17 protein-coding genes are annotated in these 21,983 nt (G+C 64.7%); 14 read left to right on the forward strand and 3 right to left on the reverse strand.

Annotated features, from left to right (window positions below; genetic code table 11):
- Positions 1–82 precede the first annotated feature (82 nt).
- Both cysQ and ToN1_RS07625 read left to right on the forward strand, forming a co-directional pair.
- Positions 83–880 (forward strand): 3'(2'),5'-bisphosphate nucleotidase CysQ, encoded by a 798-nt coding sequence (gene cysQ / locus ToN1_RS07620; RefSeq protein WP_244860992.1) that lies wholly within the window; start codon positions 83–85, stop codon positions 878–880.
- Positions 877–2,604, forward strand: coding sequence for an SLC13 family permease (locus tag ToN1_RS07625; protein ID WP_169207727.1), 1,728 nt, complete (start codon positions 877–879; stop codon positions 2,602–2,604). The genes cysQ and ToN1_RS07625 overlap by 4 nt, the downstream gene beginning before the upstream one ends.
- Positions 2,605–2,737: 133 nt before the next feature.
- On the opposite strand, the gene ToN1_RS07630 is transcribed toward ToN1_RS07625, so the two are convergent.
- A complete protein-coding gene (locus ToN1_RS07630) occupies positions 2,738–2,989 on the reverse strand; it encodes an acyl carrier protein (RefSeq protein ID WP_169207726.1) in 252 nt (83 codons plus the stop codon).
- Positions 2,990–3,142: 153 nt separating this feature from the next.
- Between ToN1_RS07630 and ToN1_RS07635 the strand changes: the two genes are divergently transcribed.
- Both ToN1_RS07635 and ToN1_RS07640 read left to right on the forward strand, forming a co-directional pair.
- Positions 3,143–4,744: an acyl-CoA ligase (AMP-forming), exosortase A system-associated gene (locus ToN1_RS07635; RefSeq protein ID WP_169207725.1), complete on the forward strand. Its 1,602-nt coding sequence runs from the start codon at positions 3,143–3,145 to the stop codon at positions 4,742–4,744.
- Positions 4,745–4,779: 35 nt separating this feature from the next.
- Positions 4,780–5,985 (forward strand): pyridoxal-dependent decarboxylase, exosortase A system-associated, encoded by a 1,206-nt coding sequence (locus ToN1_RS07640; protein WP_169207761.1) that lies wholly within the window; start codon positions 4,780–4,782, stop codon positions 5,983–5,985.
- Here the strand turns inward: ToN1_RS07640 and ToN1_RS07645 are convergent.
- Positions 5,982–6,395, reverse strand: coding sequence for a hypothetical protein (locus tag ToN1_RS07645; RefSeq protein WP_169207724.1), 414 nt, complete (start codon positions 6,393–6,395; stop codon positions 5,982–5,984). The genes ToN1_RS07640 and ToN1_RS07645 overlap by 4 nt on opposite strands.
- 223 nt (positions 6,396–6,618) lie before the next feature.
- Here ToN1_RS07645 and ToN1_RS07650 point away from each other — a divergent pair, with 223 nt between their 5' ends.
- Positions 6,619–10,197 (forward strand): VanZ family protein, encoded by a 3,579-nt coding sequence (locus tag ToN1_RS07650; RefSeq protein WP_210148054.1) that lies wholly within the window; start codon positions 6,619–6,621, stop codon positions 10,195–10,197.
- Positions 10,198–10,780: 583 nt separating this feature from the next.
- On the opposite strand, the gene ToN1_RS07655 is transcribed toward ToN1_RS07650, so the two are convergent.
- The gene (locus ToN1_RS07655; RefSeq protein WP_169204811.1) at positions 10,781–11,107 is read right to left on the reverse strand and encodes a VanZ family protein; all 327 of its coding nucleotides are present in this window, start codon (positions 11,105–11,107) and stop codon (positions 10,781–10,783) included.
- 395 nt (positions 11,108–11,502) lie between these two features.
- Here ToN1_RS07655 and ToN1_RS07660 point away from each other — a divergent pair, with 395 nt between their 5' ends.
- From ToN1_RS07660 to ToN1_RS07700, 9 genes are all read left to right on the forward strand, one after another.
- The gene (locus ToN1_RS07660) at positions 11,503–12,927 is read left to right on the forward strand and encodes a lipopolysaccharide biosynthesis protein (protein ID WP_244860993.1); all 1,425 of its coding nucleotides are present in this window, start codon (positions 11,503–11,505) and stop codon (positions 12,925–12,927) included.
- A gap of 465 nt (positions 12,928–13,392) precedes the next feature.
- Positions 13,393–14,979, forward strand: a complete 1,587-nt coding sequence (locus tag ToN1_RS07665) for a hypothetical protein (protein ID WP_169204813.1) — start codon at positions 13,393–13,395, stop codon at positions 14,977–14,979.
- Complete coding sequence (locus ToN1_RS07670; protein WP_169204814.1) at positions 14,976–16,139, forward strand: glycosyltransferase family 4 protein; 1,164 nt, start codon at positions 14,976–14,978, stop codon at positions 16,137–16,139. Before ToN1_RS07665 ends, ToN1_RS07670 begins: the two co-directional genes overlap by 4 nt.
- Positions 16,136–17,089 carry a glycosyltransferase family 2 protein gene (locus tag ToN1_RS07675; RefSeq protein ID WP_244860994.1) on the forward strand — a complete coding sequence of 318 codons (954 nt, stop codon included), beginning with the start codon at positions 16,136–16,138 and terminating at the stop codon, positions 17,087–17,089. The genes ToN1_RS07670 and ToN1_RS07675 overlap by 4 nt, the downstream gene beginning before the upstream one ends.
- Positions 17,086–17,883, forward strand: coding sequence for a polysaccharide deacetylase family protein (locus tag ToN1_RS07680; RefSeq protein ID WP_244860995.1), 798 nt, complete (start codon positions 17,086–17,088; stop codon positions 17,881–17,883). Before ToN1_RS07675 ends, ToN1_RS07680 begins: the two co-directional genes overlap by 4 nt.
- Positions 17,880–18,863: a glycosyltransferase gene (locus ToN1_RS07685; RefSeq protein WP_169204815.1), complete on the forward strand. Its 984-nt coding sequence runs from the start codon at positions 17,880–17,882 to the stop codon at positions 18,861–18,863. Before ToN1_RS07680 ends, ToN1_RS07685 begins: the two co-directional genes overlap by 4 nt.
- 76 nt (positions 18,864–18,939) lie before the next feature.
- Entirely contained in the window at positions 18,940–19,854 is a 915-nt protein-coding gene (locus tag ToN1_RS07690) for a sulfotransferase family protein (RefSeq protein ID WP_244860996.1), read from the forward strand.
- Between the two features lie 206 nt (positions 19,855–20,060).
- Complete coding sequence (locus ToN1_RS07695) at positions 20,061–21,059, forward strand: glycosyltransferase family A protein (protein WP_169204817.1); 999 nt, start codon at positions 20,061–20,063, stop codon at positions 21,057–21,059.
- Positions 21,056–21,973, forward strand: a complete 918-nt coding sequence (locus ToN1_RS07700) for a glycosyltransferase family 2 protein (protein WP_244860997.1) — start codon at positions 21,056–21,058, stop codon at positions 21,971–21,973. The genes ToN1_RS07695 and ToN1_RS07700 overlap by 4 nt, the downstream gene beginning before the upstream one ends.
- Positions 21,974–21,983: the final 10 nt, after the last annotated feature.

Genomic DNA, 21,983 nt, shown 5'->3' on the forward strand with positions numbered 1-21,983 from the left:
ACGATGAATTGCACGGTCGGCCGGCCTGTTCGGGCCTACAATGCCGGGTCGACAAGTATACCAACCGGCTGGAGTCACACCTGTGTCAAATGCGCTTCCCCTTTCCGGTCTAATCGAGCGACTGCTGCCGATCGCGCACGACGCAGGGGATGTCGTGATGTCGGTCTACGCGACGGACTTTTCGGTGCGCGGCAAGGATGACGCATCGCCGGTCACCGAGGCGGACGAACGCGCCGAGCAGGTGATCCTCGGCGGGCTCGCCGCGCTCGCGCCGGAGATCCCCGTCGTGGCCGAGGAAGCGGTCGCTGCGGGACGTGTTCCGGAGATCGGCAGGCGATTCTGGCTCGTCGACCCGCTCGACGGCACCAAGGAGTTCATCAGGCGCAACGGCGAATTCACGGTCAATATCGCCCTCGTCGAGGATGGCCGGCCGCTGCTGGGCGTGGTTCTCGCGCCCGCACTCGGCAAGCTCTACGCAGGGGCAGCGGGCGTCGGCGCCTTCGTCGAGGATGCCAGCGGTCGCCGGACGATCCGCTGCCGGGTGCCGCCAGCCGAAGGTCTCACCGTGCTCGCCAGCCGCTCGCACGGCGACGCCGCGGCGCTCGACGCCTTTCTCGCGGGACGCAAGGTCGCCAGGCTCGCGAGCGCCGGATCCTCGCTCAAGCTGTGCCTGATCGCAGCGGGCGAAGCCGACCTCTACCCGCGCCTCGGGCGCACGATGGAATGGGACATCGCCGCCGGCCATGCAGTGCTCGCTGCGGCCGGCGGACGGGTCACCGGACTGGACGGGCGCCCGCTTGTCTATGCCAAGCAGGGCTTCGAGAATCCCCATTTCGCCGCCTGGGGCCTTGAAGAAGGCGCGCCCCTCCGAGCCGCATGACGCCCTACCTCGTCCTGCTGTCCATCGTCGCGCTGCTGACCCTCCTGATTCGGGGACGCACGACACCCGCGATCCTGTTCACGGTGTGGGCCGCTGCCTACTACCTCCTTGGATTCGTCAGCGAACGCGAGTGGCTCGCCGGCTACACGAATTCGGCGCTCACCACGCTGATCCTGCTCCTGCTGGTGTCGCTGGCGCTGGAGCGCTCGCCGCTGCTGGACCGCTTTTCGGACCTCGTACTGAAGGGCGGACCCGCACGCGCGATCCTGCGGCTGTCGGTCGTGACGACCCTGTTCTCGGCCGTCCTCAACAACACGGCCGTCGTCGGCGCCCTGCTGGGGGTGGTCTCCAAACAGCGCCACGTGGCGCCGTCCAAGCTCCTGATTCCGCTTTCCTACGCCGCGATCCTGGGCGGAGTGACCACCCTCATCGGCACCTCAACCAACCTCGTCGTCAACTCCTTCGTCATCGACGCCGGCCTGCCGGCGCTGGAGATGTTCCAGTTCAGCCTCGTCGGCATCCCGCTCGCGCTCGCGTGCATTGCGGTGATTGTGCTGTGTTCGCGCCTGCTGCCGGCGCACGAACCGGCCGAGCGGGAAAGCCGCCAGAGCTACTTTCTCGAGGCGCAGGTCACACCCGATTCGCCTCTGACCGGCCGCAGCATCGAGCAGAACCGGTTGCGCAACCTCGACGGCCTGTTCCTGCTGGAACTCGAGCGCGAGGGGCGGCTGATCTCGCCGGTGGGGCCGGACGAGATCCTCGCGGAAGGCGACATACTGGTCTTCACCGGGCAGGTCGAAAAAGTGCAGGCGCTGCAGCAGATTCCAGGCCTGCAGGTGTTCGGCACGCGCGCGGACGCGCTGCTGGGATCCAACCTCGTCGAGGTGGTGATCTCGAACGAGTCGATCCTGCCCAACCGCACGCTGCGGGATGTGGATTTCCGCTTGCAGTTCGATGCCGGGGTCGTCGGCATCCGGCGCGGCGACAAGCGCCTGACCGGCCAGCTCGGGCGGATCCCGCTGCGCGTCGGTGATGCGCTGCTGCTCGCCGTCGGCCCCGACTTTGCCCAGCACCGCAACATCGACCGCAACTTCCACCTGCTCGACACCGGCGTGCTGCGCCCGAGGCTGACGCCGCGCCAGAGCACGCTCGCGCTGAGCGGCTTCGCGCTCGCGATCGCGCTGTCCGCAGTCGGCGTGTGGCCGCTGCTGAACTGCCTGCTGGTGCTGCTCGCGACCCTGCTCGCGACTCGCATTCTGTCGGTGAGCGAGATGCGCCGGCGCTTTCCCTTCGACCTGCTGGTGACGATAGGCTCGGCACTCGCGATCGCGAAGGCACTGGAATCCTCCGGCGCAGCGGAACTGGTCGCCGACGGCATGCGCAGCCTGTTCGACGGGCACGGCGTCCTCGGCGCATTCATCGGCGTTTACCTGATTACCGTCGTGCTGACCGAAGTGATCACGAACAATGCCGCCGCTGCGCTGGCGTTTCCGATTGCGCTATCGACCGCCCGCGCGTTCGATGTCGATCCGATGCCCTTCGTGATGGCGATCGCCTACGGTGCGAGCGCGGGCTTCCTGATTCCCTTCGGTTACCAGACCCACCTGATGGTGATGTCGCCGGGCCGATACCGCACGCTGGACTTTTTCCGCATCGGCCTGCCGGTCAGCCTGACCTATTCCGCAGCGGTCCTGCTGCTGGTGCCGGTCTTCTTCCCGTTCTGAGAGCGCGTGAATCAATCTACTGCGCAACCCGATTCGCACCTGCGATGCTCGCCGTACCACACTCGTACGGCTGCGCCTCTCGAACCGAACTCGGGCCGCTCGCGACGATTTCTTTCACAAGCTCGGAGACGATTCAGCGCGCGCTGAGGCGAGCGACGAAATCGACGACGGTGCCGACGGTCGCGAAGGAGCTACCGTCGATCTCGTCGTCGGGCACCTCGATGCCGAAGCGTTCCTCGATCGCGTGGATGACCGCGAGCACGGCCATGGAGTCGAGTTCGGGCACGCTGCCGAGCAGCGCCGTGTCGGCATCGAATTGCAAACCGCGGCCATCGAGGCTCAACACTTCGTCGAGCAGGGCCAAAACCTGTTCCTGGATGTTCAAGGCAAAAACCTCACAGCACCAACCAACACACTTTACGATCACAAGCGTCCGCAGGCTGCGGGCGCAGAGCGGCGCATTATACTTCCGGTCCGTACTCGCCCGTCCCGCCTGCACGCGAGAAAGAATGCGCAACGCCGAGCCCAGACCACCGCAATGATGCCGACCGCCCTGCTACACGACCTGATCCGCGCCGCCGTCGCACGCAATCCCGCGCAAGCGGCGCTGACCCGCAGCGCACAAACCCTATCCTACGCGGAACTCGAAACGCAATGCGACGCGTTCGCGGCGGGACTGCTCGGACTGGGCCTCGCGCGCGCCGAACGGGTCGCAATTTACCTCGAAAAACGCGTCGAATTCGTCGCAGCCGCCTTCGGGACGAGTGCCGCCGGCGGGGTGTTCGTTCCGGTCAATCCACTCCTGAAGGGCGAACAGGTCGGACACATCCTGCGCGACTGCAGCGTGCGCGTGCTGGTGACGACCGCCGAGCGCCTGCCGCTGCTGCAGACGGTGCTCGCACAATGCCATGATCTGCGCCAGATCGTGCTCGTCGGCACGCCGGCGGAGCTGCCGACGGTGGAAGGCGCGACCGTACATCGCTGGAGCGATCTTGCCGTCGCTCCCACGCGCGCCGGGCACCGTGTGATCGACACGGACATGGCAGCGATCCTGTACACCTCGGGCAGCACCGGCCGTCCCAAGGGCGTCGTGCTCTCCCACCGCAACGTCGTCACCGGCGCCCGCAGCGTCGCGCAGTACCTCGAGAACCACGCGGGCGACACCCTGCTCGCGGCCCTGCCGCTGTCCTTTGACGCCGGCTTCTCCCAGCTCACGACGGCCTTCCACGCGGGCGCGCGCGCCGTGCTGATCGACTACCTTCTGCCGCGCGACGTGCTCAACGCGGTCGTGCGCGAGCGCGTCACCGGCCTCACCGCGGTGCCGCCGCTGTGGATCCAGCTCGCCGGTCTCGACTGGCCCGAAACCGTCGGGGAACACCTGCGCTACATCGCCAACACCGGCGGGCGCATGCCCTTCGAGACGCTGAAGACGCTGCGGGCGAAACTGCCGCGCACGCGCCCCTTCCTGATGTACGGGCTCACCGAAGCCTTCCGCGCGACCTATCTCCCGCCCGAGGAGATCGACCGTCGCCCGGACTCGATCGGCAAGGCGATCCCGAACGCCGAAGTGCTGGTGCTGCGCGAGGACGGCAGCGAATGCGCGCCGAACGAACCGGGCGAACTGGTGCAGCGCGGCGCCCTCGTGGGCATGGGCTACTGGAACGATCCGGAAAAGACCGCCGAACGCTACAAGCCCTTGCCCGCGGGCATCGGCGGACGCGAAACGGGGCTACAGATACCGGAAATCGCGGTGTTCTCGGGCGACACCGTGCGCCGCGACGAGGACGGCTTCCTGTACTTCATCGGCCGGCGCGACGAGATGATGAAGACGTCCGGCTACCGGGTGAGCCCCACGGAGGTCGAAGAGATCGTTTATGGCACGGGCCGCGTCGGCGAATGCGTCGCCTTCGGCCTGCCGCATCCGGCACTCGGTCAGGCGATCTGCGTGGTCGCCACCCCCGCGCCGGGCACCACGCTCGACACGGCCGCGCTGCTCGCCGACTGCCGCAGCCGCATGCCCGCCTACATGGTGCCGGCGCGCATCGAGGTCCGCAGCGGCCCGCTGCCGCGCAACCCGAACGGCAAGATCGATCGCAAGCTGCTTGCCACCGAAACCCAGCGACAGGAACCCGCGCAGTGAACACGGCCGCCAAACCAGCTCCCGTCCATGCGCCGATGGCGCAGTTCCCGATCCGCGACGGCGAGCTCACCGTCAGTGGCGTGCCGCTCACGCGTCTTGCCGCGCGCGTCGGACAGACGCCCTTCTACGCTTACGACCGGCACCTGCTGGGCGCGCGCGTGGGCGAACTGCGCGAGGCGCTACCCGATGCGATCGACCTCCACTATGCCGTGAAGGCCAATCCGATGCCTGCGCTGGTCGGGTTCATGGCCGAACTCGTCGACGGACTCGACGTGGCTTCGGCCGGTGAGCTGCGCGTCGCGCTCGACGCGGGCTGCCCGCCGGCCGACATCAGCTTCGCCGGCCCCGGCAAGCGCGACGGCGAGCTCGAACAGGCGGTCGCGGCCGGCGTGCTGCTGAACGTTGAATCGGCAGGCGAGCTGCGCCGGCTCGCCGACATCTCCGCCCGTCTCGGCTGGCCCGCGCGCGTCGCGCTGCGCGTGAATCCGGATTTCGAGCTGAAGAGCTCGGGCATGAAGATGAGTGGCGGCCCCAAGCCCTTCGGCGTCGATGCCGAGGCGGTGCCGGAACTGCTCGCCGAGGTCGGCCGTCTCGGGCTCTCCTTCGAGGGCTTCCACCTCTTCGCGGGCTCCCAGAACCTGCGCGCGGAAGCGATCGTCGAGGCGCAGCAGAAGAGCTTCGAACTCGCGCTGCGCCTCGCCGACGCGGCACCTTCACCGGTGCGGGTACTGAACCTCGGCGGCGGCTTCGGCATCCCCTACTTTCCCGGCGAAACACGGCTCGATCTTGCGCCGATCGGCGCGAATCTCGCGGAAATCGGGCACGCTGCGCAAAGCCGCATGCCCGATGCGAGCCTCGTCATCGAGCTGGGGCGCTACCTCGTCGGCGAAGCGGGCATCTACGTCAGCCGCGTCGTCGATCGCAAGGTCTCGCGCGGACAGGTCTTCCTCGTGTGCGACGGCGGCCTGCACCATCACCTCTCCGCCTCGGGCAACTTCGGCCAGGTCATCCGCAAGAATTATCCGACGGCGATCGGCAATCGCGCCGACGCGCCCGCCGCCACGGTGACAACGGCGGTCGGGCCGCTGTGCACGCCGCTCGACCTCCTGGCCGAGCGCATGCCGCTGCCGGACGCGCAGGTCGGCGACCTCGTCGTCATCTTCCAGTCCGGCGCGTACGGCGCGAGCGCGAGCCCGCAGGCTTTCCTCGGGCATCCGGCGGTGGTCGAGGTGCTGGTCTAGCAGGGGCCCTGACCGGCGCGCATCGAAACCACGAGATCCTCGGCCCCACTGCACAGGCTGTAACTGGTGTCCTGGACGATGGTGTGAACCTTGTACGTGTAGCTCGCGCCCTGGCCGTAGTTGTAGCGCACCTGCGTGCCGGAACCGTTGCCGGTCACGGTCCAGGTACCAACTTGCTTCGTTGGGTCGACCGGGTCGCTCGGCCCCTTCTTGTAGTCGATCAGGGCGCCCCCGGCCTGGTGGAACTCCTGCCATCGGTCGGCCCCTCGCAGCGCACAAAGCGTCTTATTCGCCAACAGGTTGCTCAGGGTGGTAGCGCCCGTAACCTGGGAAGCCGCGGTACATGCGGCACCGGCAATGACGGGCATCAGCACAAGCGAAAGCGCAGCAGAAACGAGCAGGCACTTCATGGAGGTCCTCCGGATGCAAATGCGCCGCACGCATGAGGTCGCGGCAGGGTCATGACCAAATCAGTGTAGACCGGCACCAGATCGCTCGCCTGCGTGACGTGTAGCACGCGTGCATTCGATCACGTCGATTGTCCGCCCGGACGGCGCGGCCGATAATACGGTCCAGTCTTGTCGCGGCGACCGGGGCGCCAGTCCCTGCGTCCGCCATCCGCCGGAGCACGCCTTGCCCGCTTCCGCCCCCGTCGCGCGAAATCGTTATGCGGCAGCGACGCTCGCATGGGCGCTGTTCGTGATCTACGGTAGCCTGGTTCCACTCGACTTTCGGCCCCGGCCCGATGCCTGGCAGGCCTTTCTCGCAATCCCCTATCTCTCGCTGGGGGTGGCGTCCCGCGCGGACTGGGTGGCGAACATCCTGCTGTATCTGGTCCTTGCCTACCTTGCGACGGGAGCAATCCAGGACGACAGGCGGGCACCGCGAATCGCGCGCCTGGCTGCCGCCTTGAGCACTTGCCTTGCGCTCGCGGTGGGCATCGAGTTCCTGCAACTCCATTTCCCCCCGCGCACCGTTTCGCTCAACGACCTCGTGGCGGAATTCCTCGGCACCGGACTGGGTTGCGGCCTGTGGTTCGCATCGGGACGTCGACTCGGCGCGATGTGGGACCGCTTTGTCGGCGGAGGGACGCACAGTCTACGCGCATTGCTGGCGCTCTACGCGACCGGCTATGTCGCATTCAGCCTCTTCCCGTACGATTTCCTCGTTTCCGCCACCGAACTCGCCGCCAAGCTGGCCACCGACGGCGCGATTGCACTCGGGCCAGCGGCCGGCTGCGGCGCCGGGTTGAACTGCGGCGCCAAGCTGCTCGCCGAGGCCGTGCTCGTCATGCCGTTCGGCGCGCTGCTGGTGATCGGGGCGGGCTCGTCGCACCACCCCCGGGCTGGCGCGATCGGTGGCCTCATCGCGGGAGTCTGCCTCGGCCTGGCGATCGAACTCGTGCAGATCCTGCTCGCCTCGGGCACGACACAAGGGATCTCGGTGCTCACGCGCGGACTCGGTGCGGCGTGGGGCGCATCCCTCGCGCAGAGCGCCATCACGGGGCGACTGCGTATCGAACCGGGAGCCGCCCGCCGCGCGGTGTTTCTGGGCGCTCCGCTTTACCTGCTGCTTGCACTCGCCCTGAACGAAGTGCTGCCCCTGCGACTCCAGCCGTTGTGGGCAGCGAATGAAAAACTCGCCGCACTGCGCTTCCTGCCCTTTTATTACCACTACTACACCTCCGAAACGGCCGCGGTACGCAGCGTGCTCGCAATTGCCGGAAGCTACGCGCCGATCGGCCTCGCCGCCGCCCTCGCCTTTCCCGCCCGACGGCGAGCGGCCCTCGCGGCGATCCTGCTCGCAGTCGCCCTTTGCCTCAGCATCGAAGTCCTCAAACTCTTCACCGCCGCCAAGCACCCCGACCCGACCAATCTCCTGATCGCAGGCACGAGCGTGTGGCTCACCCATGGCCTGGCGAGCCGCGTGTTGCGCCGCATGCAGGACGCAAGCTCCACCGCCGCGCCATCGCCCCTCCGCGGGCCGACGCCGTTGCGGAGATTCGCCCTGGGTGTCGCGCTCCCGGTCGCGGTGCTCGGTGCCGTGGTCATCGCAACCCGCCCGCCTGCGTCCTGGTCGCCCGCCGACAACGGCGCGCACACCACCTTCCCGCCCCCCGAAGCCCTGCCCGTCGTCGCGCTGCCGGGCTTCCGCAACGCCCATCCGCGGCTTCCGCACCCCTCGGCGGCCGATCTGGCGCAGCTTGCGGCACTCAATCCGGGTTACGTTGCAGCACGACGCAATGCCGCAGGCGGAGGCAAGGGGCCGGTCGATGCCGTCGCCTTCGCAGCCCTGGCCGCACCCGACAGCCAGGATCTCGGCCTGCTGCACCGCCGGTTGATGGACATGCGCTTCACCGATCGCGGAGACGACCAGGTCAAGGCACTCGCACTCGCCTACGACTGGCTGCACGCTCAGTGGAGCTACGCCGAGCGCATCGCCCTGCAGGACAAGCTCGGCGAAGGCTGCCAGTACGTCATCGACTTCATCCGCCGCGAACGCCTCTCGCCGTACAACGCCGTCCTCTATAACAGCCCGCTGCAGGCGCTGATGGCGTGCTCCATCGCCCTATACCGCGAACACCCGCGCGGCGAGGCCCTCATGGCCTTCACTCACGACCTGTGGACGCGGCGCGTGCTGCCGGTGTGGCGCCAGGTGTTCGGCACGCACGGCGGCTGGCACGAAGGCGGCGAATACGTCGCGGTCGGCATCGGCCAAGCGGTCTACACGCTCCCCGCGATGTGGCTCGCCGCGACCGGCGAGGACCTCTTCGCGTCCGAGACCGGGCTGCGCGGCTTCCTCGATTTCCTCGTCTACCGCACGCGCCCCGACGGCACCCAGATCCGCTGGGGCGACGCAAGCAACCTGCAGCGGCACCCGCCCGACGCCGCGCCGCTCGCCCTGCACTACCGCCACGCCGCGGCCTATGGTCTTGCCGCACCGCCCGTGGCCCCGACGCCCACCGGCTGGCCTTGGGGCCCGCTGTCCGACGCCACGCTCACCGATACGGGCGCAGTCGCAGCGCTCCCCCTGTCGCGGCACTTCGACGGCATCGGCCTGATCGTCGCCCGCAGCGACTGGAACCCCGACGCCACCTACGTCACGTTCAAGGCCGGCGACAACTTCTGGTCGCACAGCCATCTCGACCAGGGCGCTTTCACCATCGACAAGGGCGGCCCGCTCGCCGTCGACAGCGGCATCTACGGACCGCGCTACGGGTCGGACCACCACATGAACTACGCCTACCAGACCGTGGCTCACAACGCCCTCACGGTCACCGACCCGGCCGACGACGCTCCGTTGCCGACCCCGGAGGGCCCGCGGCCGATCGCGAACGACGGCGGACAGCGGCGCGTCGGCTCCGGCTGGCATGTCGCCCCGGCGCCCATCGACCGCGGCGAATGGGAGCTGGAGCGCGAGCTCTATCACACCGGACGCATCGCCCGGTTCCTGGACGAGGATGCGCTCACCGTCGCGGTCGCCGACCTCACCCCAGCCTACACGAACTCCCACTCCGCCCCTGGCGAAGCTTCGCACCGCAGCCGCCGCGTCGAACGCGCATGGCGGGTGTTCGGCTACGATCGGATCGACGACGTCATCGTGATCTACGACGACGTGCGCGCCACCGACTCAGCCTTTCGCAAACGCTGGCTGCTGCATACGATCGATGCACCGCAGATCGGCGAAAACAGCTTCATCGTGACGGCCCCGCGGCGGGGGGCGGCGACAACGGGCGGACGGCTCGAGGCGAAGGTGCTGCTCCCGCAGGACGGACGCCTGCTGCCGATCGGCGGGCACGGTTTAGAGTTTTTCGTCGACGGGCGGAACTACGACGACGAAGGGAAGCTCGTCGACGCGATACGGCGCCCGCCTCTCGCGCCCGAAGCCGGCGGATGGCGCGTCGAGCTCATGCCCTCGCGCGACGCGAAGGACGACCAATTCCTCGTGGTCCTGTTGCCGACGCGGGCCGACGCGCGGCCGCCCCATCGCGTACGCCTCCTCAGGCAAGGCACCCAAGTGGGCTGCGAGATCGCGGGTCCGCATCGCACCACGCGATGGTGGTTCACGCCGGGCGGGCTCGGTGTACGCATCGAGGTAGGTGAGCAGCCCTCCGCCACAATTTACCAGCTGCAGGACGAAGACGACGCATCACCAGCGGGTAGCCCCTCATGGCTGCAGCGCCTGCTAGGCCGCCTCGCGCCAGGCCGCTGAAGGTGCGCCGGGACGAGCACAGGGGCACGTCGACAGTGTGAAATATCGCTGTCCGATCCCGGGTGGGCTGAGATAATTATATTAATAGTGTGCCACCACCCTTTGCGTGGACGCTCGCGGCGCTCTGCCCGGTCGCCCAAAGCACGACGCCGGAAGCGCCGTCTGCGAGTCATCTGAACACGAGGCCTTGCCCGGAGCTGATGGGGCAGATAAATGGTCTGAGGGAATTCAGCGCCTGCCGCGCACTGATCACGGCGCTTGCCTGGAGGAACATCGCTGTACGCCACAAGCAATCCTACATGGACATTCTGTGGGCGGTGCTCAGCCCATCGTGCTGGTGGCCATCTTCGTGACCCTGCGCAGCACCGTCGGCAGAGGTGCTCCCAATAGCACTAACATTGTGAGACAAGCCGTTGCGAACGCGATCTCGGCCTGTAAGCCGGGGCACAACAAGGTTTCGCGCCAACGGTGAACGCTGCCCCCCCCCGGAGCGCGACGAAAGCAACCACGCCCCCAAGGCGCCGACCGCGGACCCCACGGGGTTGACCAGCACATCCTCGACCGACGCCACACGCGAGGGCAGCTATCTCAGGGTCGACTCCATCGCGATGCTGACCATCGCACCGAGCAGGACAGCCAGAATCGGCGCCACCACCCGCGGAAAAGCGCGCCCCGGCCACAGCCAGAACAGCCCCCCAAAAGGGATATACACGACGATATTCACGAACGGATCCGAGGCAGACACCTCGCGCGGAAAGCCGGATGCGAGAAAGGCAAACGGTTGCACCAAACCCTGGCGCCAGTCGGCAAAGGGAAACAGGCTTCCGTACGCGATCAGCAGCACATAACTGTTCACCGCCAGCGCAGGCAGGGCGCGGTGGAATCCACCCGCTTCGCGATTACGGCCCATCGAATGCCCCCGTGACTCGCCGATCCGACGAGGATCCATTTCAACAGGCCGTGTCGGAGGCATCAAGCCGCGATCGGACCTCAGCTTCTGCAACGGAGTCATATTTCACGGAGCCGCCATCGGTTCAGTGCAAGAATTAGGCGCTCTCCCATGGTGCAGCGCGTTCCGGCGTCTGACTGTCATTGCAGAGACGGTGAAACGAGACGGATAGTCATCCTTCAGGCAGTGGACGACAAATTATCGTACAAACCCGAGCACGCTTAGTACAAGGAACGATGGGACCGCGTGGCGCATTGTTTCGCCGATGATAGTTGCTCGGTACAACCTCCGCTCAAGGGGGAACGTGGGGCCCATCGAACGATATGAGTCTTCGTCAGTCAATTCACAGCAGTTCGATGTGGCTGGTCGGCAGTAATCTCACTGGCCAAGTGCTCCAGTTCGCTTTCGGCATTGTGCTCGCACGCCTACTTGTCCCCGCCGACTTTGGAAAGATCGTCACGATCCAGGTCTTCACCGGTTTTGTCGGTCTGTTTGCGTCCGGTGGAATGGGACAGGCACTGATTCGCGCGAAGTTGGTTGAAGACGCGGATTGGCATGTGGTGTTCAGCCTGCAACTGGCAATCGGGATTGCAGTGTTCACGTCGTTTTTTGCTATTGCACCGTTATTCTCAGAATGGTTTCACGATCCAATCTACGAGAGCCTGCTACGGGTCTCGGCGCTCAGTTTTCTGATGCGCCCGTTCCTGAACATGCAGACCATCTGGCTCAACCGCGAAATGCGCTTCAAGGAGGCGACTACCCGCGGACTAATCGCCAGCATCGCGAGCAACCTGATCAGCATCGCCATGGCTGCCAGCGGATTTGGGGTTTGGAGTCTTGTCGTTGGCGGACTGCTCGGGAGTGTGATCCAGATTGCCCTTCTCTACCCACTTACTCCGGTGCAGCCACGACTGAATTTCGACCGTAGGATTGCCCGTGTGCACAGTACTTTTGGGATCAAGATCACCCTCAATGACTTTATCAGTTACATGCGTCAACAGATATGTAATCTGATCATCACAAAGCTCGCAGGTGCTGGCACGGTGGGACTTTTCAACAAAGGCGAAAGTCTCTCGAAGCTCCCCTTCACAGCGATAAGCGGCCCGATTTATCAGCCGGTCCTTCGCACCATGGCGGAGAACCAGGATGACCCGGATCGCGTCAAGTATCTTTTTTTCCGGATGATTTCGCTGTTGATGGTTTATACACTCCCGATTTATGTCGGGCTGTGGTGGCTTGCCGATCCATTCATCCAAACGCTATATGGGCCGAAGTGGGCAGCATCAGCCGTACCACTCGAAATCCTTGCGCCACTAGGTCTGCTTTACTGCATTGGCCACCCGTGCGGAGCGGTTCTTGCCGCAATGAACTGGGTCGGACGGGAAGTCGTTGTTCAGGCAATCACCCTAATAATCGTGGCGATCGGCTGCTATATCGGCCTCGAGTGGGGGCTCGCCGGCGTAGCGTTCGGGATCGTGATCTCGCAGATCTACGCGACAATACATATGTACTTCCTGGCCAGCAGGTGCATCCGCGCGAAGCTGCGGGAACTAATAGCAGCCATGGTTCCAGGCCTCATGCTCAACGCAGTGCTGATTGCGACCCTCGCATTCGTCAGCATGATATTTCCGACGGCGCTCCGAAATGAATCGCAGACATTATACCTGCTCGTGAGCACCATCTCTGGCGCGCTCGCCTACACGATTTCCTTCTTGTATTTCCCCCCCGGGGATCTTTCCAACGAATCACGACGCTGGAAGGAGCGGCTACACCTTGCATAGGAGAATACAAAGAGTTGCACACGCGCACATCGAGCAGAATCCACCAGCGCGCGCTCATATTTGAACACCCTACCGGGAGTCCGAGTGAATCGCCAACGGATTGAACTTTCTCCGACCGTCGATGCGGCGCATGAAGCGCGCGGGCTGGACGTTGAAACACTCACGAGGTGCGCAGACGAACCGAACACGGAACAGTCAAATGCGATTGCCCTGAATATATTGTTTGTTGGTGACTCTCCATTGCTCGAAATCGGAAGTTGCCGACGAGAAAGAACGACATACCGGAGTAAGTCGTATTGGATCGACCGTTTTGAAGGCGGCGACTGCCTGTCCATTCGCGTAACGGGCGGGGGACATACATTCTGTTTGCGTGGCGAATTCCAGCTGTTGCACTGCCCGGCGGGGGGGTGGTTACTGCGTTCGCACTCGCCAGATAATGCGAGTTACTGGGCCCCAACCACGGTAATGCGCCGCCTCCTCAACTGCCACGGCCATATCCTAGAAGAACAGCCCGCCCAATGGTCCGGATTCGCAGTAGACGATAACGGAATCGAGATTACCTTCCCTGCCGCGGCGGACGGTTGGGTGCTGGATACGATAATTTGGAAGCTGAGCGACCCGCTGCTGGCCAACGAGCTGTCGCAACTTGGCATAATTGAGACACAAGGCTATTTCCTGCTTGGTTCCCACACACGTTATGACAGACCCGCGGATCTCTATCGCCACCTGATTCACGGCTTTGTGTATGAAGATCGCTATGCTTGGCCTCACAAGCGGCGCATCTGCTCGGAAAATGACGCACACGCCCTGCATCTGGTGTTCTGCGGGCTGCAGCGAGCGACCGGCAAGCGGATCTATCGGTTGCTGCAGGATCAGCTGTTGCTGTCGGTGCTGTCGCGCCAGTCGGAGGACGGCGGGTTTCGCCACGGCGAATGGAGCGACGGAATGGAGTCGCACTTCCGCCTGCATTGCTCTGCGATGCACCTGATGATGGATGCACTCGGCGACCGCGGCGACACGGCCGTTACCGAGGCACTCCGGCGGGCGGCGCAGTTCATCGCCGACAAGCACGACCGGACCAGCGTCGGCGTGTGGTTCTACCATGACGAACTGGAGTGCAGCGCGGACGGGATGGCTCGCGGGCCGTTCCGATGGTGGCCGGGAACCGCCCTGGGCAAGGCGCGGCAGAACATGCTGGTACTCAATACCCACCTCGGTGCGCTGATCGCGCTGGATCGCTACCGCCGACTGAGCGGCGATGGCCGTTTCACCACGCTCGTCGACTCCGGTTTCGAGGCGGCGTGGGCGGTGCTGGCGTTGCGTCCGATGGAATGGCTGTATCGCATCCTGTTTTCCGCGATCGACCTGACGCTGCTGCCGACGGCACAGGCTGCAGCCCTTCCGGCATGGAAACGCATGTGGAAACGCATCGGCTGGAAGGTGTTCGTACCGTGGCTGCCACGCATCAAGACGCGCTATCCCCGCCTGACGATGCCTGGGGGCTATGTCGACCGAGAGTTGAGCCTGCAAGGCTGGGCGCACGACTACCTCGCGGTCAATCTGATGGATCTCGTGCGTGCCGCGGACGGCAATCGACGCGCGATTTTCGGGCCCTTCGTCGAGGGGATCGTGGCCTATTGCACGCGCACGCGGATCGCCGTGCGCTGGCTTGAGCAGGCCCCGCGCGCCTACGCGGTCGGGTTTCTTGCCGAAGCGATGTATTTGCTGTGTCGCCAACAGTCCCGCGCGGAATTCGACGCGATGCTTGCCGACAGTCTGGTGCTGTGCGCCCGCCACTCACTTGGCTTGCCGCCGTCGCTGCTGGGCGCGAACGGCGAGGCACAGGAGGTGCGCGCCGGCAGGCTGCCGCAGGGTGCACAGCCGGGGATCGTCGTCGCCGACCTGTCCCGCAACGACCGGGTTGCCTGCCTCATCGTGAATACCGGCACGCGCTCGCTGGAGCTGCCTGAAGCGTTGGCTCCGCTTTCCGAGGGCTGGCAGGTTCCCTCGCGCGAATTGGCCCCGGGTGGCTGGATACGGGTTGAGCAATGACACTTCGCATCGGCCTCGTGACATCCGAATTTCCTCCCGATCTTGGCGGCGTCGAGACCTATTCATGGCAGCTCGCCCGCGAGTTGGGCAGCCGGCACGACGTGGCAGTAACGGTGTTTGCACCGCCGACGGCACGAGACGTCGTTCCGCCACCCAATGTCACCATCCGGCCGGTGCTGACAAGCTGCATGGAACTCGACTGGGCGCGACTGAAGGACGAGCCGATCGACGTGTGGCATGCCTTGTCGGCGGCGCATTGCTGGCTTGCGCTGAAAGGCCGGCCGACGGTCGTGTCGGTGCACGGCAACGATTTTCTCGTGCCTTATCCCACGACGATGCGGCCGGCCCTCGCGCTGCCCGGAATGTGGCGCCTGCGCGGATTGGCATGGAAGGAACTCGAACCGCTGTGGCGCCGCACGACTGCGCAGATGCTCAGGCGCGCACTGCCGCGCTGCGGGGCAATCATTGCGAATAGCCGTTACACCGCCGACGTGCTGCAGGGACTTGTACCAGGTTGCAACGAACGGATCGCGGTGGCAGGCGTGGGCGTGGATACGGCGTTCTTCGACGTACCGCGCGGCGTGGGAGATGGAGTACCGCAGCTACTGACGGTGTGCCGCTTATCCGAAGCGCGCAAAAACGTGGACCGGGTGCTGCGTGCGCTTGGTGCGCTGAAGGACAGCTTCGACTTCGAATACGTTGTCGCCGGGGATGGTTCGCTACGCACGGAACTCGAAGGGCTGGCCGCCGAACTCGGGCTGGCAACGAGGGTGCGCTTCGTCGGGCGAGTGGACGATGCCGAGCTGCGACGGCTCTATGCCGCCGCGGACCTTTTCGTGCTAACGGCATCGGTGACTCCGGCCAGCCATGAGGGATTCGGCATCGTCTATCTGGAAGCGGCCGCCAGCGGCGTGCCGAGCCTTGCCGCACGTCTGGCAGGCGCGGTCGAAGCGGTCGAGGAAGGAGAGTCGGGCTACTTTGTCGAAACGACCGAGACGGATGCGATCGAAGCGGCGCTGGCGTCCTTCCTTGCCGGGACGGTGCATTTCGACGCCGAACGCTGCCGCGTATTCGCCCGCCGCTTCACCTGGGCGAGAGTGGCGGATGCCGCCATGAAAGCCTATCTTCAGACCTTATCGACGCCGATATCCACGCCATGAGCGCTGCGATCATTCCGGGCCTCGTGTCCGTCATCATGCCGTGCTTCAACGCCGCCCCCTTCGTCGCCGAAGCGGTGGCGTCGGCGCTGCGGCAGACATACGGCAAACTTGAGGTGGTCGTCGTCGATGACGGTTCGAGCGATGGCAGCGCCGAGATTGTGGAGCGACTGGTCGCGGAGCATCCTGAACGCGTTCGGCTCTACCGCCAGGTGCGCAAGGGTCCGTACCCGGCGCGGAACCTCGCCCTTCAACATTCGCGCGGCGAATTCGTCGCTTTTCTCGACGCGGACGACTACTGGGACGCTGATTGCATCGAGAAGCTGCACCGCGCGCTGGTTTCCGATGCGGCCGAGGTCGCCTATTGCGGTTGGCAGAACGTCGGCGATGGGGTCCAGTCGCCACCACATGTCCCGCCGGAATACGAACGCGAGGATCCGGTCGCGCATTTCCTGCGCACCTGCCCGTGGCCGATCCACGCGGCGCTGGTCCGGCACGCTCTGGTGGACTCACTGCAAGGCTTTTCGGAGCATCGCTTTTCGTCGATGGATTACGACTTCTGGCTGCGGGCGCTCGCCGCGACGCGCAACATCGTGCGCGTGCCGGAAGTGCTCGCGTACTACCGTTGGCATGGCGCAGACCAGGTGTCGGCAGTGAAATGGCGGCAAGTCCTCGATGCGCTCGCTGCACAGCAGGGATTCATCCGCGCGAACCCGCAACTGGTCGCCCATTTACCGCAGGATCGACTGCGCGCGTTGACCGAGGGGCGCGTGCTCGAACAGGCCTACCGGGCGTTCTGGAAGCGTGATCTGGTGTCGGCACAACACCTCTTCCGCCATGCAGCGGCCGCACACACCTTCAGGGCCGCCGACCTGCGCCACATCGTCAGCGCACTGTTACCGCTGCCGCTTTACCGCTGGGTCACACGGCTCGCAGACCGGGGGAGCCCATGAGCGAGGCAGTGCGTGTTCCGGTGCTGATGTATCACCGCGTCGGCGAAGCCCGTGACGCACAGGAGGCCCGCTATGCGATCTCGGCCGCCAACTTCGCCGCTCACATGCATTCCGCCGCGCAGGCAGGCTACCGTGCGATCGGCATCGACGCATTCATCGAGTGGCTTCAGGGGGAGCGCTCGCTTCCCGAGGGGGCACTACTGATCACGTTCGACGACGGCTTCCGTGGCGTTCGCGAACACGCCTTGCCGGTGCTCGAACAATTGGGCTGGCCCTTCACGGTATTCCTCGTGAGCGACCAGATTGGCGGGGAGAACGTGTGGACTCGTGGGACGAATCCGCACGCCGACACCTATCCCCTGCTAGGCGCGGACGAAATTCGCGACATGCAGAAACGTGGCTGCAGTTTTCAGTCGCATAGCCGCAGCCACGTCAGGCTGCCCACGCTGGATGATGGCGCACTGCTGGAGGAGTTGCGCGGATCGCGCGAAAGACTGTCGACACTGCTCGACGACGACGTACGCTATCTCGCCTACCCCTTCGGGCAAGCCGACGAACGTGTCGAGGCGGCAACCCACAGCGCCGGCTACACGGCGGCCTTCGCCACGCAACCGGGGTTCAACCGGCCCGAAGTCAACCGTTACCGGATTCGTCGCCTGGACGTGTTCGGCACAGACACGGCTGCAATGCTGCTGCGCAAGATCCGCCTCGGAAGCAATGACGGCAGTCTGGGCAATATGCTCGGCTATCGACTGCGACGCGTGGCGAACCGCTTGGCAGGAACTGCACGATGAAGCCCGATCGCGCGACGGCGACCGCGGCTCCACGAACGGACGGGGGGGTCGAAACGCTCGACACCTCGGTGATTGTCTGCACCTTCAACCGCGCAGCCTCGCTGCACGACACGCTGCAGGCACTGCACGGACTGCGGGTTTCGCAAAGCCGTCAGTGGGAGGTCGTGGTCGTCGACAACAATTCCAATGACGACACTCGTCGGGTCGTCGAAACCATGCAACGCGATTGGCCCCTGCTGCGCTACGAGTTCGAACCGCTGCAGGGGCTTTCCCACGCACGCAACCGTGGTATCGCGTCCGCCCGCGGCGACGTGCTGCTCTTCACCGACGATGACGTGCTGCCCGAGCCGGACTGGCTCGAAGCGACGCTGGACGGACTGGAACGGCATCGGGTCGACGCGTGTGGAGGATATGTCGCCCCCATCTGGGGAGCGCCACCGCCGCCCTGGCTGACCGAGCGATTCCACGGCTTTCTGGCGATCCGTGCCGAGCGCAGCGACGAATACCCCATCACACGCGCAGCCGACGCGCCGTTCGGCGCGAACATGGCGGTCCGCCGCAGCGTGTTCGAGCGCGTCGGCGGCTTCGATACGGGACGCGGGCGCAAGGGGGCGGTGCTGGCCGCGGGCGAGGACGGCGAACTTTTCGCACGGATCCTGGAGGCGGGTTTCAAGGTCGTGTTTCTCGGCCAGTCGCGCGTGCACCACAAGGTCGAGGCCTTCCGCTTGACGAAGCGCTATTTCCGTCGCTGGCGGCTGCATAACAGCCGCAATCAGGCGCTTCACCTCGGCATGCCCGGCAACCGCAGGCTGTTCAATATTCCGCTCTACCTTTTCCCGCAGTTCCTGCGCGCGCTCGGGCGCGCCGTCGCTGGCCGTTTCACCGCCAAGAGCGACGAGGCCTTCAATCGCGAGATCGTCGTGTGCCACTTCCTCGGCGTATTCCAGGGGCTGTGGCAGGCTCGGCATCATCGGAACTGAGCGCGCAATCACACGGGATCCTTTCGTCATGTCCCTGCCCCACCTTTCCAGCCTGCCCAAGATTCTCGATCGCGAGGTGCGCGACAAGAACCTGCGCCTGCTCGGCTGGCGGGCGAAGGAATTCGCCTGGTCAGTGTTGCGACCAGCAATGCCCGATCCGGTATTCATCATTGGTTGCTCGCGCTCGGGCACGACAGTGACTTTCGAGACCATCGCCGCGTCGGGCCACTTCCTGCATTTCGATTATGAGATTCCACAGTTCTGGAACAGTCTGTATGGCCCCCTCAACAACGGCTGGCAGTCGGAGGCAGCCGATGCGTCTGACGCCAGACCGGAGCACCACGACCGCGCTCTGGCGTATTTCTATGCCCGGCTTGGCGCCGGACCGGTGCTCGACAAGACCTGCATCAACACCCTGCGTGTCCCCTACCTGCATGCACTGTTCCCGCAAGCAAAGTTCATCTTCATCCAGCGCGACGGACGAGACAATGTGAGCTCCATGATCGATGGTTGGCGCCTCGGGCGCGTCGATGGCGGCTTCGGGCTGGAACGCAACTTCGGGCCGTCGCCGGAGCCGGTAGCGATCAACGGCGGCGAGTTCCATGAATGGCATTTCTTCATCCCGCCCGGCTGGCGTAAGTACAACACTGCAAGCCTGGAGAAAGTGTGCGCCTGGCAGTGGGTGACGGCGAATCGGCTGGCGCTCGACGCTTCGCGCGCAATCCCGCCTGCACAATGGATCCGGCTGCGCTACGAGGATCTGTTCGAGCGCCCCGTGGAGATGTTTCGCGAGGCCTTCGCGCGCCTGGACATCCCCTTCGACGAGCGGATGCGTGCCCGATGTGCGAGTCTTGCAGGCCGACCGACGAGCATCGTGAAGGGTGCGCCGAGCCCACAAAAGTGGAAGGAACACAATCCGGAGGCGATTGAGCGAATCCTGCCGCTGATTGCGCCACTGATGCGGGAAATGGGCTATGACCCGAATGACTGAGGAGCCTACGCTAGGCGCCGAAGGCCCGACTCGGTTTTTCTGGTCGCATCTAAATCCTTGCCGCCTCGAGCGGACGCGAACGACCGACCTCGGCAGGAAACTCGTTCGAAATCAGGCAATCGGCTTCCCGTCCGCCGCGTCCTCGCGGCCGGAGGAGTGATCACCGCCAAGACGCAAAAGCATCCACCCAACGGAGGCGGGCATACATGAAAATTTCCGTCGTAATTCCTGCGCACAATCGCCCCGATTTCCTGCTCGAGGCGGCTGCAAGCCTCGCAGCACAGACTTACACGCAGTGGGAGGCCGTCGTCATCGATGACGGCTCGTCGCCTCCCCTGCCATTTGATCGGCTCGAACCGGTCCTCGGAAAAAACGCCCTCTATCTACGCCATGAGACGGCGCAGGGCGTTTCACGAACGAAGAATGTCGGCATCGCCGCCGCCACAGGCGAAATCATCACCATCCTCGACGATGATGACCTTTTGATGGAGACGGCGCTGGAGACGATAGCCATCGCCTTCTCCCGCCAGCCGGATCTCGATTGCCTGTTTCTAGGTGTCGAACCATTTGGTCCATATGCGTCGAATCCTGCCGCCAACCGTAAGGCGGCGATTGACAGCATAGTGCAACGCACTAGGCCTATCGAGATCGAAGGAATCTATCGCTTTGGCGAGAACCTTTTCAGCGAATTTCTCCGGTCAGTCCCGATCGATTTCCAACGCCCCGCGGCCCGCCGAGGCGCGTGGAACATCGTCGGAGGCCTCGATGAAAACGGTTTATTTTCAGAATCCAGCTGGACGATAAAGGCCTCCACGCTATGTCGCATTGGTCTAACAAGAGCCGCATTAACTCGGTGGCGTATCCATGACTCGAATTTCGGCTGGCAAAGCGGTGGTGATAGGAATTTAGCGATTCTGCGGCAACTTGATAATGGATTGATTACAACCCGCTCACTTACCGATGACTTCAAGCGCAGAGAAGCCGCGCTGGCGAGGCAACTGCGGCTGATCGAAATTCACTTGGCGGAGTCGTATTTCTCCAAGGCCTATTTCCTTCGTGACAAGGACAAACCGTCGGGCATTCGAGCGCTAGGTAGCTCATTTCGATTATGTCCCCGACCCCGCCACCTGAAACTCTTTTTTAGCTATCTCCTGACGCCTTTAAAGAACTCCACCGTCGACACGGATGGCTCGACAAGCCAATGACGACAATCTTGCACGGAGCGACTGAAGCGCCGACGGTCAGTGTGATCATCCCGACCTGGAACGCCGCATGGTGCATCCGGCGAGCCATCGACAGCGTATTCGCGCAGGCGTATCGCGATTTCGAGTTGATCGTCGTGGATGACGGCAGCACGGACGATACGGCTGTGGTGCTAGGGACGTACGGGGGCCAACTGAAGGTCGTCACGAAATCGAACGGCGGCATGAGCAGTGCACGCAATGCGGGAATCCGCGAAGCACGGGGACACTACCTCGCGTTTCTCGACGCCGATGATCGGTGGCTGCCATACAAGCTCGCTCGCCAGGTCGCAATGCTCGACAGACATCCGGACTTGGCGTTTTGCGCCGCGGTCGCGACCTTTGAAGACCTGCAGGGCAGGACACTCGGCGAGTGGCGTGGTGCGCGAGGCCAGCCAGCAGACGTCGCGGAGGTGTTCGAGAATCATGCCGCGGTGGCGGGCGGGGCATCCGCCGTGCTGGCGCGGCGTGATCTCGTCGCAAGGCTTGGGGGCTTCGATGAGACACTCGCCGGCGCCGAGGATACCGATCTTTGGATCCGTCTTGCCGCGCACGGTGGCTTCGTCTGCATCGACGAACCGTTGGTCGTGGTGCTGCGCCGCCCCGACAGCGTGAGCCGCAATTTCGAGGCAATGCGCCGCGGCGCCCTGACGATGATCGGCAAGAATCGCAATCTGCTGCCGGAGCATTTGCGCGACGCGTTCTGGCGCAAGGTTTATGCAGGAACGCTCTGCGACTATGCAAAGTGGGCCTATCGCGACGGGCGACGGGGCGCTGCGCTGCGGGACGTCCTGACCGCCCTGTGGGTGTCGCCGCTCGAACGCGGTCGACTGGCGATCAGTCTCGCACTGGCGATGCTGGCGAGACAACGGATCTGATGCGTGAATC

This window comes from Aromatoleum petrolei, from assembly GCF_017894385.1.
GTDB classification, from domain to species: Bacteria; Pseudomonadota; Gammaproteobacteria; order Burkholderiales; family Rhodocyclaceae; genus Aromatoleum; species Aromatoleum petrolei.

Excerpts from the sequence above, each read along its gene's own strand:
- ToN1_RS07675 (WP_244860994.1), top strand. The coding sequence starts at position 16,136 with ATGAGCGCTGCGATCATTCCGGGCCTCGTGTCCGTCATCATGCCGTGC.
- ToN1_RS07695 (WP_169204817.1), top strand. The coding sequence starts at position 20,061 with ATGAAAATTTCCGTCGTAATTCCTGCGCACAATCGCCCCGATTTCCTG.
- ToN1_RS07665 (WP_169204813.1), top strand. The coding sequence starts at position 13,393 with ATGCGCCGCCTCCTCAACTGCCACGGCCATATCCTAGAAGAACAGCCC.
- ToN1_RS07660 (WP_244860993.1), top strand. The coding sequence starts at position 11,503 with ATGTGGCTGGTCGGCAGTAATCTCACTGGCCAAGTGCTCCAGTTCGCT.
- ToN1_RS07680 (WP_244860995.1), top strand. The coding sequence starts at position 17,086 with ATGAGCGAGGCAGTGCGTGTTCCGGTGCTGATGTATCACCGCGTCGGC.
- ToN1_RS07655 (WP_169204811.1), bottom strand. The coding sequence starts at position 11,107 with ATGGGCCGTAATCGCGAAGCGGGTGGATTCCACCGCGCCCTGCCTGCG.
- ToN1_RS07700 (WP_244860997.1), top strand. The coding sequence starts at position 21,056 with ATGACGACAATCTTGCACGGAGCGACTGAAGCGCCGACGGTCAGTGTG.
- ToN1_RS07670 (WP_169204814.1), top strand. The coding sequence starts at position 14,976 with ATGACACTTCGCATCGGCCTCGTGACATCCGAATTTCCTCCCGATCTT.
- ToN1_RS07645 (WP_169207724.1), bottom strand. The coding sequence starts at position 6,395 with ATGAAGTGCCTGCTCGTTTCTGCTGCGCTTTCGCTTGTGCTGATGCCC.
- ToN1_RS07685 (WP_169204815.1), top strand. The coding sequence starts at position 17,880 with ATGAAGCCCGATCGCGCGACGGCGACCGCGGCTCCACGAACGGACGGG.
- ToN1_RS07625 (WP_169207727.1), top strand. The coding sequence starts at position 877 with ATGACGCCCTACCTCGTCCTGCTGTCCATCGTCGCGCTGCTGACCCTC.
- ToN1_RS07640 (WP_169207761.1), top strand. The coding sequence starts at position 4,780 with ATGGCGCAGTTCCCGATCCGCGACGGCGAGCTCACCGTCAGTGGCGTG.
- ToN1_RS07635 (WP_169207725.1), top strand. The coding sequence starts at position 3,143 with ATGATGCCGACCGCCCTGCTACACGACCTGATCCGCGCCGCCGTCGCA.